The 15,274-nt window shown below is 74.1% G+C and carries 17 protein-coding genes; 13 read left to right on the top strand and 4 right to left on the bottom strand.

What is annotated here, in order from left to right; all coding sequences use genetic code 11:
- The first annotated feature begins 69 nt into the window (after window positions 1-69).
- From I4I78_RS19840 to I4I78_RS19805, 8 genes are read left to right on the top strand one after another with little or no spacing between them, the layout of a single operon-like run.
- Window positions 70-804 carry an ABC transporter permease subunit gene (locus tag I4I78_RS19840; RefSeq protein ID WP_218612901.1) on the top strand — a complete coding sequence of 245 codons (735 nt, stop codon included), beginning with the start codon at window positions 70-72 and terminating at the stop codon, window positions 802-804.
- Window positions 801-1,514, top strand: coding sequence for an ABC transporter ATP-binding protein (locus I4I78_RS19835; RefSeq protein ID WP_218612898.1), 714 nt, complete (start codon window positions 801-803; stop codon window positions 1,512-1,514). The genes I4I78_RS19840 and I4I78_RS19835 overlap by 4 nt, the downstream gene beginning before the upstream one ends.
- A complete protein-coding gene (locus I4I78_RS19830) occupies window positions 1,504-2,571 on the top strand; it encodes an ABC transporter substrate-binding protein (protein ID WP_218612897.1) in 1,068 nt (355 codons plus the stop codon). The genes I4I78_RS19835 and I4I78_RS19830 overlap by 11 nt, the downstream gene beginning before the upstream one ends.
- On the top strand, window positions 2,568-3,698 hold the full coding sequence (locus I4I78_RS19825; RefSeq protein ID WP_218612896.1) for an LLM class flavin-dependent oxidoreductase: 1,131 nt from the start codon (window positions 2,568-2,570) through the stop codon (window positions 3,696-3,698). Before I4I78_RS19830 ends, I4I78_RS19825 begins: the two co-directional genes overlap by 4 nt.
- Window positions 3,699-3,758: 60 nt before the next feature.
- A complete protein-coding gene (locus I4I78_RS19820) occupies window positions 3,759-4,664 on the top strand; it encodes a TauD/TfdA family dioxygenase (protein WP_308252236.1) in 906 nt (301 codons plus the stop codon).
- Complete coding sequence (locus I4I78_RS19815; protein WP_218612895.1) at window positions 4,661-5,644, top strand: glycine betaine ABC transporter substrate-binding protein; 984 nt, start codon at window positions 4,661-4,663, stop codon at window positions 5,642-5,644. Before I4I78_RS19820 ends, I4I78_RS19815 begins: the two co-directional genes overlap by 4 nt.
- Window positions 5,641-6,933 carry a glycine betaine/L-proline ABC transporter ATP-binding protein gene (locus tag I4I78_RS19810; protein WP_308252235.1) on the top strand — a complete coding sequence of 431 codons (1,293 nt, stop codon included), beginning with the start codon at window positions 5,641-5,643 and terminating at the stop codon, window positions 6,931-6,933. Before I4I78_RS19815 ends, I4I78_RS19810 begins: the two co-directional genes overlap by 4 nt.
- The gene (locus tag I4I78_RS19805; RefSeq protein WP_218612894.1) at window positions 6,933-7,898 is read left to right on the top strand and encodes a proline/glycine betaine ABC transporter permease; all 966 of its coding nucleotides are present in this window, start codon (window positions 6,933-6,935) and stop codon (window positions 7,896-7,898) included. The genes I4I78_RS19810 and I4I78_RS19805 overlap by 1 nt, the downstream gene beginning before the upstream one ends.
- Window positions 7,899-7,932: 34 nt before the next feature.
- Here the strand turns inward: I4I78_RS19805 and I4I78_RS19800 are convergent, their stop codons facing one another.
- The 3 genes from I4I78_RS19800 to I4I78_RS19790 all read right to left on the bottom strand — a co-directional run bounded on the left by I4I78_RS19800 (window position 7,933) and on the right by I4I78_RS19790 (window position 10,527).
- The gene (locus I4I78_RS19800) at window positions 7,933-9,387 is read right to left on the bottom strand and encodes a fused MFS/spermidine synthase (RefSeq protein WP_218612893.1); all 1,455 of its coding nucleotides are present in this window, start codon (window positions 9,385-9,387) and stop codon (window positions 7,933-7,935) included.
- A gap of 70 nt (window positions 9,388-9,457) precedes the next feature.
- Window positions 9,458-10,105, bottom strand: coding sequence for a hypothetical protein (locus tag I4I78_RS19795; protein ID WP_218612892.1), 648 nt, complete (start codon window positions 10,103-10,105; stop codon window positions 9,458-9,460).
- A gap of 182 nt (window positions 10,106-10,287) precedes the next feature.
- Entirely contained in the window at window positions 10,288-10,527 is a 240-nt protein-coding gene (locus I4I78_RS19790; protein ID WP_218612891.1) for a hypothetical protein, read from the bottom strand.
- Between the two features lie 150 nt (window positions 10,528-10,677).
- On the opposite strand from I4I78_RS19790, the gene I4I78_RS19785 reads away from it, so the two are divergent.
- From I4I78_RS19785 to I4I78_RS19770, 4 genes are all read left to right on the top strand, one after another.
- Complete coding sequence (locus I4I78_RS19785) at window positions 10,678-11,037, top strand: hypothetical protein (RefSeq protein ID WP_218612890.1); 360 nt, start codon at window positions 10,678-10,680, stop codon at window positions 11,035-11,037.
- 62 nt (window positions 11,038-11,099) lie between these two features.
- Complete coding sequence (locus I4I78_RS19780; RefSeq protein ID WP_218612889.1) at window positions 11,100-11,816, top strand: DsbA family oxidoreductase; 717 nt, start codon at window positions 11,100-11,102, stop codon at window positions 11,814-11,816.
- Between the two features lie 102 nt (window positions 11,817-11,918).
- Entirely contained in the window at window positions 11,919-12,092 is a 174-nt protein-coding gene (locus I4I78_RS19775; protein WP_218612888.1) for a CsbD family protein, read from the top strand.
- A 142-nt stretch (window positions 12,093-12,234) separates the two neighbouring features.
- Complete coding sequence (locus tag I4I78_RS19770) at window positions 12,235-13,314, top strand: zinc-binding dehydrogenase (protein WP_218612887.1); 1,080 nt, start codon at window positions 12,235-12,237, stop codon at window positions 13,312-13,314.
- Here I4I78_RS19770 and I4I78_RS19765 read toward each other — a convergent pair.
- Window positions 13,311-14,045 (bottom strand): GntR family transcriptional regulator, encoded by a 735-nt coding sequence (locus I4I78_RS19765; RefSeq protein ID WP_218612886.1) that lies wholly within the window; start codon window positions 14,043-14,045, stop codon window positions 13,311-13,313. The two genes, I4I78_RS19770 and I4I78_RS19765, sit on opposite strands and share 4 nt — an antisense overlap.
- A gap of 134 nt (window positions 14,046-14,179) precedes the next feature.
- Here I4I78_RS19765 and I4I78_RS19760 point away from each other — a divergent pair.
- On the top strand, window positions 14,180-15,274 hold a 1,095-nt coding region (locus I4I78_RS19760), incomplete at its 3' end, for a TIGR03364 family FAD-dependent oxidoreductase (protein ID WP_218612885.1).

Here is a 15,274-nt window from a genome sequence, read left to right as displayed (position 1 = left end):
GCCGCCGACCGGCACGACGTCCCGCCCTCACCGTCGCCGCCGCGGGCCCGCTTCGAGTGGCGGCGCTGGATCAGCCCCGTCGCGGTCCTCGTGGCCTGGCAGCTCGCCTCGGGCACCGGCCTGCTCGCCGAGGACGAGCTGGCCTCCCCGTGGCGGGTGGTGACCGCCGCCGTCGACGTCACGGCCAGCGGCGAGCTCCCGGAGGGCCTGGTGGTCTCGCTGCTGCGGGTGGCCGCGGGCGTGGCCCTCGGGCTCGCCGCCGGGGTCGGTCTCGGCCTGCTCTCCGGGCTCTCCCGCTGGGGCGACCACCTCGTCGACCCGCCGGTGCAGATGCTGCGGACGCTGCCGCACCTGGCCCTGGTGCCGCTGTTCATCCTGTGGTTCGGAGTGGACGAGACCCCGAAGATCCTGCTCGTCGCGCTCGGGGTGCTGTTCCCGATGTACCTGAACGTGCACGCCGGGGTGCGTGGCGTGGACCCGAAGCTGATCGAGGCGACCCGGGTGCTGGGCTTCAGCCGCTCCGAGCGCCTGCGCCACGTCGTGCTGCCCGGTGCGATGCCGAGCACGCTGACCGGGCTGCGGCTGGCGCTGGGCATCGCCTGGCTCTCGATCGTGGTCGCGGAGACCGTCTCGGCCGACGCCGGGCTCGGCTACATGATCATGAACGCGCGGGAGTTCCTGCGCACCGACGTGATCGTGGTCGGGCTGGTGGTCTACGCCCTGCTCGGCCTGGGCACCGACGCCCTGGTCCGCCGCCTCGAGCGCCGCGCGCTGCGCTGGCGCCCGGCGGCGGTGACCGGATGAGCGCCACGACGACGGCGCGGGTCACCGGCCTGGTCCGCGAGTTCTCCGGGCGCCGCGTCCTCGACGGCCTCGACCTCACCGTCGGCGACGGGGAGTTCGTCGCGCTGCTGGGACGCAGCGGCTCCGGGAAGAGCACCCTGCTGCGCGTGCTGGCCGGGCTCGACGACACCGCGGGCGACGGCGTCTCCGGCGACATCCGGGTGCCCGGCTCGGTGTCGATGGCGTTCCAGGAGCCGCGGCTGCTGCCGTGGCGCTCGGTGCGCGACAACGTCGTGCTCGGCCTGGACCGCCCCGACGCCGCCGAGGTGGTGGACCGGTCGCTGGCCGAGGTCGGGCTGGACGGGCACGCGCAGGCGTGGCCGCTGACCCTGTCCGGCGGCGAGGCCCAGCGGGCGTCGCTGGCCCGGGCCCTGGTCCGCGAACCGGACCTGCTGCTGCTCGACGAGCCGTTCGGCGCCCTGGACGCCCTGACCCGGATCGCGATGCACCGCCTCGTGCTCGACCTGTGGGAGCGGCACCGGCCGGGGATCCTGCTGGTCACCCACGACGTCGACGAGGCGCTGCTGCTGGCCGACCGGGTCCTCGTGCTGGCCGAGGGCGCCATCGTCGCCGAGCACTCCCCCGGCGTGCGCCCGCGGTCCACGGAACGGGTCGCCGACCTGCGCCGTGCCGTGCTCTCCGAGCTCGGGGTGGCCGACGATGCGGCCTGAGCGCGCCGGCGGGAGACCGGGGCCGCTCGCCGTCGCGTTCCTCGTGCTGCTCGCCGTGCTGGCCGCGGGGTGCTCCTCGGTCCCGCGCGCCAGGCCACCGGTGCAGCCGCCGGTCGAGCCCGCCGCGCTGGCCGGGGTCACGCTCAAGGTCGGCGACCAGAAGGGCGGGTCCCGGTCGCTGCTCGCCGCGGCCGGACTGCTCGACGACCTGCCGTACAGGGTCGAGTGGTCGACGTTCACCTCCGGGCCGCCGCTGATCGAGGCGGCCCGGGCCGGCGCGATCGACGTCGGCGGGACCGGCAACACGCCGGTGATCTTCGCTGCGGCGGCGCGGGCCCGGGTGCAGATCGTCGCGGCGGCGCAGGGCAACGTCGACAGCGACGCGATCCTGGCGCCCCGGGACTCGCCGCTGCGCACGGTCGCCGACCTGCGGGGCAAGCGGATCGCGGTGGCCAAGGGCAGCTCCGCGCACGGGCAGCTGCTCCACACGCTGCGCGCGGCCGGGATGAGCCTCGACGACGTCGACGTCACGTTCCTCGCCCCCGCCGACGCCTTCGCCGCGTTCCAGCAGGGCGAGGTCGACGCCTGGTCCACCTGGGACCCCTACACCGCGCAGGCCCAGCTGCAGGCCGGTGCCCGCACGATCGCCACCGGGCAGGGCACCGCGAACGGCTACAACTTCCAGGTCGCCTCGAACGCGGCGCTGGCCGACCCGGCCCGCCAGGCCGCCGTCGGCGACCTGCTGGCCCGGATCGCGCAGGCCCAGCGCTACTCGAACGTCGACCGCGCCGGGCGGGCGAAGGTGTGGAGCGAGGAGACGAAGCTCCCGCTGCCGGTGACCACCCTGGCCGCCGACCGCGGCCCGGACACCCCGGTCCCGATGGACGACGCGCTGGTCGGCTCCGAGCAGGACCTCGCCGACGCGTTCAGCGACGCCGGCGTCATCCCCGGCCGCGTGCGGTTCGCCGACTTCGTGGACCGCCGCTTCGAGGCCCAAATCCTGGCAGCACAGACCCCGGCAGCACAGACCCCGGCCTCCGGAAGGAGCACCTCATGAGCATCGTCCCGCACTGGTTCCTGCCCACCTCCGGCGACGGGCGCACCATCGTCGCCCGCCGGCACGCCGACCGCGGCGAGGCCGGCACCACCCAGCGCGCCGCCGACGTCGACTACCTCGCCCAGATCGCCCGGGCGGCGGAGACGCTCGGTTTCCACGGCGTGCTCACCCCGACCGGGACGTTCTGCGAGGACGCCTGGCTCACCACCGCGGCGCTGCTGCGCGAGACCCGCACACTGCGCTACCTCGTCGCGTTCCGGCCCGGCGTGCTCTCGCCGACGTTGGCCGCGCAGATGGCCAGCACGTACCAGCGGATCTCCGGCGGCCGGCTGATGCTCAACATCGTCACCGGCGGCGACGCGGTGGAGCAGCGCCGTTTCGGTGACTGGGCCGTCCACGACGAGCGCTACGCGCGCACCGACGAGTTCCTCTCCGTGCTGCGCGCGGCCTGGGGTGCCGAGCCCGCCGACTTCGCCGGCGAGCACTACGAGGTCGCCGGGGCCACCACGCTGGCCGCGCCGGACCCGGTGCCGCCGATCTACTTCGGCGGGTCCTCCGACGCGGCGCTGCCGGTCGCCGCCCGGCACGCCGACGTCTACCTGACCTGGGGCGAGCCGCCGGCGCAGGTGGCCGAGAAGATCGGCCGGGTGCGCGAGCTCGCCGCCGCGCAGGGCCGCACGCCGCGCTTCGGCATCCGCCTGCACGTGATCACCCGCGACACCTCCGCCGAGGCCTGGGCAGAGGCGCAACGCCTGCTCGACGCGCTCGACCCGGCCGAGGTGGAGAAGGCGCAGGCCACGCTCGGTGCGAGCCAGTCGGTGGGCCAGCAGCGGATGCTCGCGCTGCACGGCGGCTCACCGGACCGGCTCGAGATCAGCCCCAACCTGTGGGCCGGGGTCGGCCTGGTCCGCGGCGGCGCCGGCACCGCGCTGGTCGGCAGCCACGCCGAGGTGGCCGACCGGATCGAGGAGTACCACGCGCTCGGCATCGACGAGTTCGTGCTGTCCGGCTACCCGCACCTGGAGGAGGCCTACCGGGTCGGCGAGGGCGTGCTGCCCGAGCTGGACCGCCGCGGCGTACTCGCCCGCCCCGGCGACGCGCACCCCCTGCTCGCCGCCGCGCCCTGACCACCCGCCGTCCTGACCATCCACGGTCCGCACCGGTACGTCCCCTCCTGAGGAGCCACAGTGTCCAGCGCCACCCTGACCACGCCGCCCCCGACGGGCAGCCTCGACCTGGAGCCGCTCGGCCCCGGGTTCGGCGCGCTCGTGCACGGCCTCGACCTGGCCACCGCCGACGACGCCGTGGTCGCGGACGTGCGCGCCGCGCTGACCGCGCACAAGGTGCTGTTCTTCGCCCGTCAGACCCTCGACCCGGACGCCCAGGTCCGCCTCGGCAACCGGCTCGGTGAGCTGACCGCCTCGCATCCGGTCGTGCCGGGCCTCGACGACGCGCACACCGAGATCTACGCCCTGGACAGCGCCGACGACGGCTTCTCCGACGTCTGGCACACCGACGTCACGTTCATGAAGCGCCCGCCGCTGGGCTCGATCCTGCGCGCGGTCACCCTGCCGCCCTCGGGCGGCGACACGAACTGGGCCGACCTGGAGCTGGCCTACGCCTCGCTCTCGCCCGCCGTGGCGCGCCTGGCCGACGAGCTCTCCGCCGAGCACGACGGCTTCCGCGACTTCGGCGAGCGGCTCCTGCAGCGCCAGCAGGGCCGGGGCAGCGAGTGGGAGGGCGAGACCGTCACCACGCTCGAACCGGTCGTGCACCCGGTGGTGCGGGTGCACCCGGAGACCGGGCGGCGCTCGCTGTTCGTGAACCCGGGCTTCACCACCCGGATCGTCGGGGTGTCGGAGGCGGAGAGCCGGCACCTGCTGGACCTGTTCTACGCCCACCTCACCAAGCCCGAGCACATCGTCCGGCACCGCTGGGCCGCCGGCGATGTCGCGATGTGGGACAACCGGTCCACCGCGCACTACGCGAACCGCGACTACGGCGGCGCCCGGCGGGTGATGCACCGCGTGACGCTGCGCGGCGACGGTCCACTCGGCGTCGAGATGCTCGATAACAGTACCGTCGCCCGATGAAACCCTCCCCCCGCCCGACGGGCGGGCCGTCCCGGCACCGGTCGGCCCCGTCGCGCACGGGACGCCTGGTGCTCGCGCTGGCACTGGTCGTCGCGGCTCTGGCCGCGTGCGGCGCGCCCGGGCAGGACGGCGGCGTCACCGTCCGGGCCGCGCAGTTCCCCTGGAGCGCGGCGAAGCTGACCAACGCGATCCTCGGCGAGCTCGCCGCCACCCACCCGGAGCTGGGCGTCGACGAGTTCAAGACGATCCAGGTCGGCCCGGCGACGGCGTGGGCCGGGGCCCAGCGCGGCGACGTGGACCTGCTCTCCGAGGTCGCGATGCCGAACCAGAAGGAGCTCTCGGCCAAGGCCGCCGCCCGGATCGACATGGTCCACCAGACCTACGGCGGCGCCGAGCAGGGCTGGTACGTGCCGACCTACGCCACCGCGCCGGGTCAGCCGCTGGCCGGGCTGCGCAGCGTGTCCCAGCTCAACGACTACGCGGCGGCGCTGGACGGCAAGCTGATCGACTCCGACCCGAGCTTCCTGACCACCGAGCAGAACGCGAAGCGCCTGTCCGGCTACAAGCTGAACCTGGAACAGGTGGCATCCAGCGAGGCCGCGCAGCTCGCCGAGCTGCGCCGATCCTACGAGCGCCGCGCGCCGATCCTGGTCTACCTCTACCACCCGCACTACGTGTTCCAGGAGTTCGAGATGACCAGGCTCGACGAACCGACGCCGCCGAAGGAGGGCTGCTTCGACACCGGCGACGGCGCGTGCGCGATGCCGGACTACGCGGCCTGGACCGCCGCCAGCAAGGAACTGCAGACCTCGGCCCCGAAGTTCGTCGCGATGCTCGAGCGCTTCGAGATCCCGGTGGCCGACGTCGAAGAGATGTTGAAGCGGGTCGACCTGGACAACGAGGACGTCGAGGCGGTGGCCCGCGACTACGTCGCCCGTCACCCCGAGGCCGTCCGCAAGTGGGTGGGAGCAGCGACATGAGCACACTGGACGAGAAGGCGCCGGTGGCGACCGGTACGGCGTCGCCGATGATCCGGGTCGAGGACCTGACCAAGGTGTTCGGCTCCGGCTCCTCGGCCGACGAGGCCGTGGCGCTGGCCGCCGACGGCGTCGGCCGCAGAGAGATCCAGGAGCGCACCGGCGCGACCCTGGCCGTGCACGACGTGTCGTTCGACATCGCGCCCGGCGAGCTGTTCGTGATCATGGGGCTCTCGGGTTCCGGCAAGTCCACACTGGTCCGGCTGCTGAACCGGCTGATCGAGCCCACCTCCGGGACGATCGACGTGGACGGCCGCGACCTCGGCTCGCTCGGCGACGGCGACCTGCGCACGCTGCGCAACGAGCGGATGAGCATGGTCTTCCAACACTTCGCGCTGCTGCCGCACCGCACCGTCGCGCAGAACGCCGAGTACGGGCTGCAGATCCGCGGGGTGGACGCCGCCGAGCGCCGCCGGACCGCCGAATGGGCGCTCGAACAGGTCGGCCTCGGCGACCGCGCCGACGCCCTGCCCGGCCAGCTGTCCGGGGGCATGCAGCAGCGCGTGGGACTGGCCCGCGCGCTGGCCAGCGACACCGACGTGCTGCTGATGGACGAGCCGTACTCCGCCCTGGACCCGCTGATCCGACGGGACATGCAGAAGCTGCTGGTCCGCCTGCAGCGCGAGCTGCGCAAGACGATCGTGTTCATCACCCACGACCTCAACGAGGCGATGCTGCTCGGCGACCGGATCCTGCTGCTCAAGGACGGCCGCCTGGTCCAGGTCGGCACCGGCCCGGAGATCCTCGCCTCGCCCGCCGACGACTACGTGGCCGAGTTCGTCTCCGACGTCGACCGAAGCCGGGTGCTCACCGCCACCGACGTGATCCACGAGCCGCGGATCACCGTCACGCTCGACGAACGGCCCTCCGACGTGCTCGTGCGTCTCGGGAAGGCCGAGGCCACCGGCGCCTACGTCGTCGACTCCGAGCACCGCATCCTCGGTGTCATCCGCGACGACCGGCTGGGCCACGCGGCCGCCACCGGGGCCACGAGCATCGACCGGTCCGCGCTGGTCGAGGAGTACCGCACCACCGAACCGGACCGGCCGCTGATCGACCTGCTGCACCAGGTCGGCCGCAACCCGGTCCCGCTCGCGGTCGTCGACGGCGGCCGGCTGACCGGTGTCGTCCCCCGCGGCGCGGTCCTGGCCGCGCTGTCCACTCACCCCGAGGCGACACACCCCGCGGCGACACATTCCGACTCCACCCACGACCGGAACGGGAACGTCTGATGCCCAGGTTCGAGCTCGGAAGCTACGTCGAGGCCTTCATTCTATGGCTGCTCCAGAACGCCGGCGCCCTGTTCGACGGCATCGGCGCAGTGATCACCGCAGTGGTCGAGGCCGTGACGGTCGTGTTCACCGCACCGCCGTGGTGGCTCTGGCTCGCGCTGCTGGTGGTGCTGGCGTTGCTGGTGCGGGGAGTCGGGTTCGCGGTGTTCGCGCTGCTCGGGTTCGCCCTGGTGTCGTCGTTCGACCTGTGGACCGAGACGATGGAGACCTTCGGCCTGGTGCTCGTCGCGGCCCTGATCGCGGCCGCGATCGGGGTTCCGCTCGGCATCTGGGCGGCCCGCAGCCGGGCGGCGAGCCGGAGCCTGCGCCCGGTGCTGGACACCATGCAGACGATCCCGGCGTTCGTGTACCTGATCCCCGTGGTGCTGTTGTTCGGCATCGGGGTGGTACCGGGCATCGTCGCGACCATCGTGTTCTCGATCGCCCCCGCGGTGCGGCTCACCGAGCTCGGCATCCGCGGCGTCGATTCCGAAGTGGTCGAGGCGGCGCACGCGTTCGGCGCGCACCCGCGCCAGATCCTGCGCGAAGTGCAGCTGCCGATGGCACTGCCCTCGATCATGGCCGGCGTCAACCAGGTAATCATGCTCGCGCTGTCGATGGTGGTCGTCGCCGGGCTCGCGGGCGCCGACGGCCTGGGGACGATCGTGGTCAGCGCGGTGACCCAGCTCGACATCGCGGCCGGTATCGAGGGTGGTCTCGCCGTCGTCATTGTGGCGATCTTCCTCGACCGCTTCACCTCGGCCCTTGCCGACCGCCCGGACTCGAGCCTGCTCGCGAAGCTGCGTGCCCGCCGGGCCACCGCCCCGACCGCGTCCACGACCGCGGCCCCCGCCGCGTCCTCGGGCGCCGCGAACCGTCCGGCCGGAGCGGCCGGTGTCGCCGGGGTGGGCGCCGGAGCCGGCTGACGGGACGGCCGGTCCGGGTCCCGCCCGGACGTGCCTACCGGCCCCAGCTCGCGAGCTGGTCAACCGGCGCGTCGTCGTCGGTGAGGATCGCGGCGTCGCCGACCAGCGCCCGGGTCCGGGCCGGGTCCAGGACCGACCCCGGCTCGCCGCGCGCCGCCGCCCGGGCCGCGAGCGCGGCCGTGTCGATGCCGCGGTCGGAGACCACGACCACCGCGTTGCCGCCGCCACCGGGGGCGAGCTGCTCGGGCCGGGCCATCACCGCGACCGAGCCGAACCGGTCGTCGACCGTGGCCGTCACGGCGCGCAGCAGCGCGAGCGGGTCCCGGTCGATCACGTTCACCACGTAGAGCCCGCCCGGGCGCAGCACCCGGTGCACCTCGTCGACGAACTCGGCGGTCGCCAGGTGCCAGGGCACCGACCGGGCCCCGAACGCGTCGCCGACGACGAGGTCGGCGGAGGCGTCCGGGAGCGCGGCCAGCCCGGTCCGGGCGTCGCCGACCCGGATGGTCAGCCCGGGGATGGTCCCGACGCCGAGCTCGCGCTCCCCCAGCTCGACGACGCCGCGGTCGAGCTCGAGCACCGTCGAGGTGCTGCCCGGCCGGGTCGCGGCGAGCCGGCGCGGCATCGTGAACCCGCCGCCGCCGACGTGCACCGCCGACAGCGGCCGGCCCGCCGGGAACGCGGTGTCGACGGCGTCGGCGAAGCGCTGGGTGTAGGCGAACCGCAGGCGCGCCGGGTCCGCGAGGTCGACCGCGGAGTGCTGCAGGTCGTCGAGGACGAGAATGCGCTCGGTCGGCCGGTCCCCCGGGACGACGCTCGCGCAGTAGTAGGTGGTGTCCACATCGCACCGGCCGGGGACCGCGACCAGCAGCGCCGCCAGCACGGCCGCGGAGCCCGAGACGTTGACGATCTCCCGCCGGGTCCGCGTCGTCGCGACCACGAGGGCGAGCACCAGGCACGCGGCCGCGGTGACCAGCAGGATCGCACTCACCGGCAGCAGCGCGACCAGCACGAACCCGGTCAGGAAGGTGCCCGCCAGGGACCCGATGGTGCCCAGGGCCGACAGCGACCCGATGACGCCGCCGGAGCCCTCGAGCCCGTCCAGGCGCGCCCGGGTGACGGCCGGGGTGACCGCGGCGAGCGCGGTGACCGAGACCAGGGTGGACACGACGACGAGCAGGATCGCGGCGCTCGGTCCGCTGCCGAGCAGCGGCCCGACGAGCCGGACCAGCGGGCGCACCGCGAGGACACCGAGCCCGCCCACGGCCAGCGCCACCGCGGCCACCCGGCGCGGGTCGGAGGTGTCGGCACGCCGACCGCCGAGCGCGGCCCCGAAGGCGATGCCGGCCAACGCGACGCCGATGACCGCCGTCGTCGACTCCAGGGTCAGCCCGACGTAGGGGGCGACGAGTCGGGTGGCGAGGGTCTCGACGACGAGGATCGCCGCCCCGCTGACCAGGACGGCGACACGAGCGAGAGCGATCTGCACCGCCCCATCCTCGCGGACCCGTCCTCGTCCGGCCGGAGGGGATGCGGGTCCGGTGCCGGGGCGGTACCGGTCAGGCCGTGGGAATCTCGAGGGTCCATTCCTTCTGCGTGTCGTAGTCGTTGGCGCTGAAGGTGAGGGTCGTGGCGTCGGCCGGCAGGTCGAGCAGGACGCTGCCGGTGTAACGCGAGTCCGGCTTCATCTCTCGGCCGGCGGGCAGCCCGTCGGAGCACGACGCGGGGGCGTCGGAGTCGTAGCCCTTCTCGCCTCCCGCGGTGGAGGACACGTTCGTATGGGTCACGCCGGCGCGGTCGATGTAGCTGTACCGGGAGAACGGCATGTCGTTCTGGTTGAACACGCTGCCGGTGGCGATGTCGACGCGCAGCACCAGCATCCCGCCGCGTGCACCGGGGCAGTTCGACTGCCGCGTCGCACCGGTCACCGTGAAGGTGAGCGAATCGTCGGTGCCGCCGAAGTTGACGGGGTTGGGCGCTCCGACCGTGACGGGCGTGGCGACGCTCGCGGCGGCATCCGCAGCAGCGTCGCCGCCGGTCGCACCCGATGCCCCCGCTCCGGTCAGAGCGTCGCCGAAGGGGGTACCGACGAACGCGTCCGCCATCCTCTCGGCGATGCGGTCCCGGACTGCGTCGTCGCTCGGGTTCTCACGACCGAGAACGAATCCCCCGATCCCACCGGCCAGGAGCGAGACCAGGACGGTCACCAGCAACGTCCTGAGGCGGCGCTTGCGCGGTGGCGGCCCCCACTCGACCCGGGGCGGGGTGATGTGCGGATATGCGGACGGGCTCGGCGGGCGCTGCGGAGTGGTCACGCCCGATCTGTCGTCGGGTGTTCACCGGTGTTGCAGCAATGCACGGCCAATCATCAGAAGTCGGTATCCGGTGCTCAGACCGGGGTGAGGCGCACCGAGACCCGGACTCCCTCGGCACCCCGCACGGCGGTGCCGTGACCGGCGCGGTCGACGCCGCCGAGCCGGACGAGGATCGGTCCGCCGTCGCCGGTGAAGTTGCGCCACCAGGTCTTCCGGTCCGGGAGCTCGACCGGGATCGTCAGCTCGTCGCCCTCGCGCCGGTAGGCGACCGGGATCGAGAACGTGCGGCCGGACCTCCGGCCGGTGTAGGTCACGAGTACCTGTCCGGGTAGCGCCGCGGCCGGCCCGTCTAGTCCGATCGGGCGAGACGGGTCCGGCGGATCTCCGTCCGCGGTCCGATGGCAGGAGCCCCCGACCGCAGCAGAGTGGGTCCGGTCAGCACACCGCGAGGATTGAAGGACGAGATGACCACCATGGCCCCCGACGCCGCGTACAGCCCCGAGACGGCCCGTCACGACGAGACCTACGACGTCGCCACCGTGCTGGTCCTGATGCTCGGCGGATTCGTGATCCCCGTCGTCGGCTGGATCGCGGGCGTCGTCATGATGTGGGCGAACGAGCGCTGGAGCACCGGTGCGAAGTGGCTGGGCACCCTGATCTGGCCGGCCGTGGTCGCCGTGCCGCTGCTGGGCCTGTTCGCCGTGTGGGCGCTCCCCGACGCCCGCATCGGGATCGTCATCGCCGCCGGGGTCGTCGGTGTCGCCGGCGTGTTCGTCGCGCTGCCGTGGACGTTCGTGCACCTGATCCGCAACGGCCGGCGCTGACCGGTGCCGGCCGGCGAAGGCCGGGCGGAATGCCGCCGGAGGCGGGCGGCGTTGGGCCGGACATGAAGGTGGAGATCTGGTCCGACGTCGTCTGTCCCTGGTGCGCGATCGGCAGGGCCCGGTTCGAGTCGGCGCTCGCCGGGTTCGCGCACCGCGACGAGGTGGACGTGCGGTGGCGCAGCTTCCAGCTCGACCCCACCGCGCCCCGCGAGCGCGAGGGCGACCGCGCCGCACACCTCGCCGAGAAGTACGGCATGAGCATCGAGAAGGCGCGCGGCATGGAGGCCACGATGACGGCCACCGCCGCCGAGGACGGGCTGGAGTTCCACTTCGACATCGCCCGCGACGGGAACACGTTCGACGCCCACCGGCTGCTGCACCTGGCCCGCGAGCTCGGCGGAGCCGAGCTGCAGGACGCGGTCAAGGGCAGGCTGTTCCGGGCCGCGTTCACCGACGGCGAGCCGATCGGCGACCCGGAGACCCTGGTCCGCCTCGTCGCCGAGGCCGGTCTCGACGCCGGGAAGGCACGCGCGGCGCTCGAGGACGGGCGCCACGCCGACGACGTCGCCGAGGATTTGGCGCAGGCCCGCCGGTACGGCATCACCGGCGTCCCGTTCTTCGTGATCGACGAGAGGTACGGCGTCTCGGGCGCGCAGCCGGCCGACGCTCTGCGCGAGGTGCTCGACACCGCGTGGGCCGAGTCCCACCCGCTCACGGTGCTCACCCCCACCGGACGGGCCGGCGGCGACGCCTGCGCCGACGGCAGCTGCCAGGTCTGATCGGCCGGTCTGATCGACCGTCCCGGGTTCGGCGGACCCGGATGCGGGTAGTCGGTCGACGGCATCGGGACACGCCGGTGCCGTCCACCCGAGGGAGTTCACATGGCTGCCGACGACAAGATCGAGAACAAGTCCGAGGAGCTCAAGGGCAAGGCCAAGGAGACCGTCGGGCAGGCCACCGACGACCAGGAGCTCGAGGCCCAGGGCCAGAGCGACCAGGCCAAGGGCAACCTGAAGCAGGCCGGCGAGAAGGTCAAGGACGTCTTCAAGGACTGAGACGGCCCCCGATCCGGGACGGCCGGCACGTCCGGACCGCCCCGGGTCGGCATCCGTCCCGGCCTCTCCCGTCCCGGTTGCGGACGACACTTATCAATACAGGTTGTTGTCACGGTGCGCGGCGCATGTCTACGGTGCCCGGGTGACCTCAGAGACCGTCGCGCGAGCCGTCGTCCCCGTCCGCTACGCCCGCTGGGACGGCGTCGGCCGCGGTTTCACCGTCGTGCCGGCCACCACACCGCAGACGCCCGGACCGGGTGAGGTGCTGGCCCGGATCGACCTCGCGACCGTGTGCGGCAGCGACCTGCACTCCGCCCGCGGGGACCGGCCGTCGCCGGTGCCCGGTGTGCTCGGACACGAGCAGGTGGGCACCGTGCTGGCCGTCGGCCCGGACGCGCCCCGCTGCGTCGACGGGTCCGCCGTCGCCGCCGGGGCGCGGATCGTCTGGTCGGTCGCCGCGTCCTGCGGACGCTGCGACCGGTGTCGGCGCGGCCTGACGCAGAAGTGCCGGCACCTGCGCAAGTACGGCCACGAGCCGCTCGACGACGCGGAGCCGCTCACCGGGGGTTTCGCCACCCATTGCATCGTGCTCCCGGGCACCGCGATCGTCGCCGTGCCCGATGCCGTGCCGGACGTCGTGGCGGCTCCGGCCTCGTGCGCCACCGCGACCGTCGCGGCCGTCCTCGGCGCCGCCGGGGACCTCGACGGCGCGCGGGTGCTCGTCACCGGGGCGGGAATGCTGGGCGTCACCGCCGTCGCGATGGCGGCGCAGGCGGGCGCGCACGTCATCGCGGCGGACCCGGGCCCCGCCCGCCGCGAGCGCGCTCTGCGGTTCGGCGCCGCCGAGGTCACCGCCGACGCCACGGAACACGGGCCGGTCGACGTGGCGGTGGAGCTCTCCGGTGCTCCCGCCGCCGTGCGGACCTGCCTGGGGGCGCTCGACGTCGGCGGCACCGCCGTCCTCGCCGGGTCGGTCTCCCCCGGCGAGGAGGTGCCGCTGGACCCCGAACGGCTGGTGCGCGGCCTGCACTCGGTCGTCGGCGTGCACAACTACCGGCCCGCCGACCTGCGGACCGCGGTGGACTTCCTGGCCGCGCACCACGACCGCCACCCGTTCGCGGAGCTGGTCGGCGGCCGTTTCGGCCTCGACGCACTCGACGACGCGTTCGCCGCGGCGCACACCGGGGACGCGCCGCGCCAGGGCGTCGTACCGTCGCTCTAGACGCGGCTCACCGACGGTCGGGTGCTGCGGGTGTTGGTGACGGTCACCGTGGCGACGTCGGGTCGGTAGCGGTCCTCGGACCACTCCAGCGGCCGTCCCGAGGAGTCCCTGGTCAGCCGCCGCTCCCGGAGCAGCGGCGTCCCTTCCGGCACCTCGAGCAGGGCGGAGTCGGTGGCGTCGGCGGCCACGGCGTCGAACGTGTGCCGGGCCGCGTAGAGGTCGACGCCCTCGCCGCTGAGCAGCGCGTAGATGGACCCGGCGTTCAGGTCGGCGTCGAGCAGCGGGCGCCCGACGTCCTCCACGTAGGTCATCCGCTCCAGCATCGCCGGGCGGTCGTCGAGCAGCCGCAGGCGCAGCAGCTGCACCGCGTAGGCCTGCGGGTCCAGCTGCAGGGCCGCCGCTACGGTCGGGCCCGGGCGGCGCAGCGCGATCTCCTGCAGCTGCTGGCCGGGGACGTGCCCGGTGAGCTCGGCGCGCCGGGTGAACGACAGGAACGACTCGAACGGCTGCGACGGGACGGACTCGAGCACGACCGGCCGCTTGCCCTGCCCACCGCCGATCAGCCCCTCGTCGCGCAGCGCGGCCAGCGCCTGGCGCACCGGGCCCCGCGACGCCGAGAAGTCCCGGCACAGCTGCGCCTCGGACGGCAGCTGCTCGCCCACGCCGATCGCGCCGCTGCGGATCCGGTCCCGCAGCTCCGAGGCCAGTGCGCGGTGCAGAGGGGTGGCCACGGGCTGACTGTACAAGTTGCGACGACGGTCGGCCGACCACCGCCGACAGCCCGGGAAATGTCCGGATGAACAGCACATGACAGCTCGGAGCGCGCACTTGTATTGATGAGTTTCCGGCTGCGACCGTCACCGCCATGACCCGATCGAGCGACCCGTCCGCGGCCCCGGCGAGCGACCTGGTCGTCGTCGGTGCCGGCATCGTCGGCCTCGCGCACGCCGTCGAGGCGGTCGCCCGCGGCCTGTCGGTCACCGTCGTCGAACGCGACGAGCGGGCGGTCGGAGCCTCGGTGCGCAACTTCGGGCACGGCTGCGTGACCGCCCAGACCGGCGAGGCCCTCGCGTTCGCCGAGCGGGCCCGCGGGACCTGGCTGCGGATGGGCCGCGAGGCCGGGTTCGCGGTGGCGCGGACCGGCACGGTCGTCGTCGCCCGCGCGGCGGAGGAGCTCGCCGCGCTCGACGAGCTGGCCGCCGAGCGCGGCGCCGACGAGGTGGTCCTGCTCGACGCCGCCGGGGTCACCGACCGGGTCCCGGTCGCGGGTGCGCTCGGCGGCGCGTTCCTTCCCGGCGACCTGCGGATCGACCCCCGCGCCGCCGCCCCGGCCATCGCGGCCTGGCTGGCCCGCCGGCCCCGCGTGCGGATGCTGTGGTCCACCCCGGTGCTCGGTGTCGGCACCGGCGTCGTGCACACCGGCCGCGGTGACGTGCTCGGCGACCGGGTCGTCGTCTGCACCGGGCACGACCTGGACCGGCTGTTCCCGCAGCTCGCCGACGACGCAGGCCTGCGGCGCTGCGTGCTGCAGATGCTGCAGATCCGCGCACCGGGCGCGGCCCGCGTCGACCCGGCCGTGCTCACCGGTAGCTCGATGCTGCGCTACCCCGCCCTGTCCGGCACCGAGGGCGCCCGCGCCCTGCGCGCCCGGTGGACCCGCGAGCGTCCCGAGATGCTCGACGCCGTCGTCAACCACATGCTCACCCAGCGACCCGACGGCGACCTGGTCGTCGGGGACACGCACGCCTACGCCCGCACCCCGGGGCCGTTCGACCTCGGCATGTCCGAGCCCCTCGACGAGCTGCTGCTCGACGAGACCCGCGCCCTTCTCGGGGTGCGCGACCTGACGGTCGTGCACCGCTGGCGGGGCGTCTACGCCGACGCCGAGGGCGAGTTCCTCCGCGCCACGGTCGCTCCCGGTGTGACGGCCGTGTCCGTCACCTCCGGGATCGGCATGACC

This window comes from Pseudonocardia sp. KRD291 (assembly GCF_019263595.1).
GTDB lineage: Bacteria > Actinomycetota > Actinomycetes > Mycobacteriales > Pseudonocardiaceae > Pseudonocardia.
This window is presented reverse-complemented; position numbering and strand designations above follow the sequence as displayed.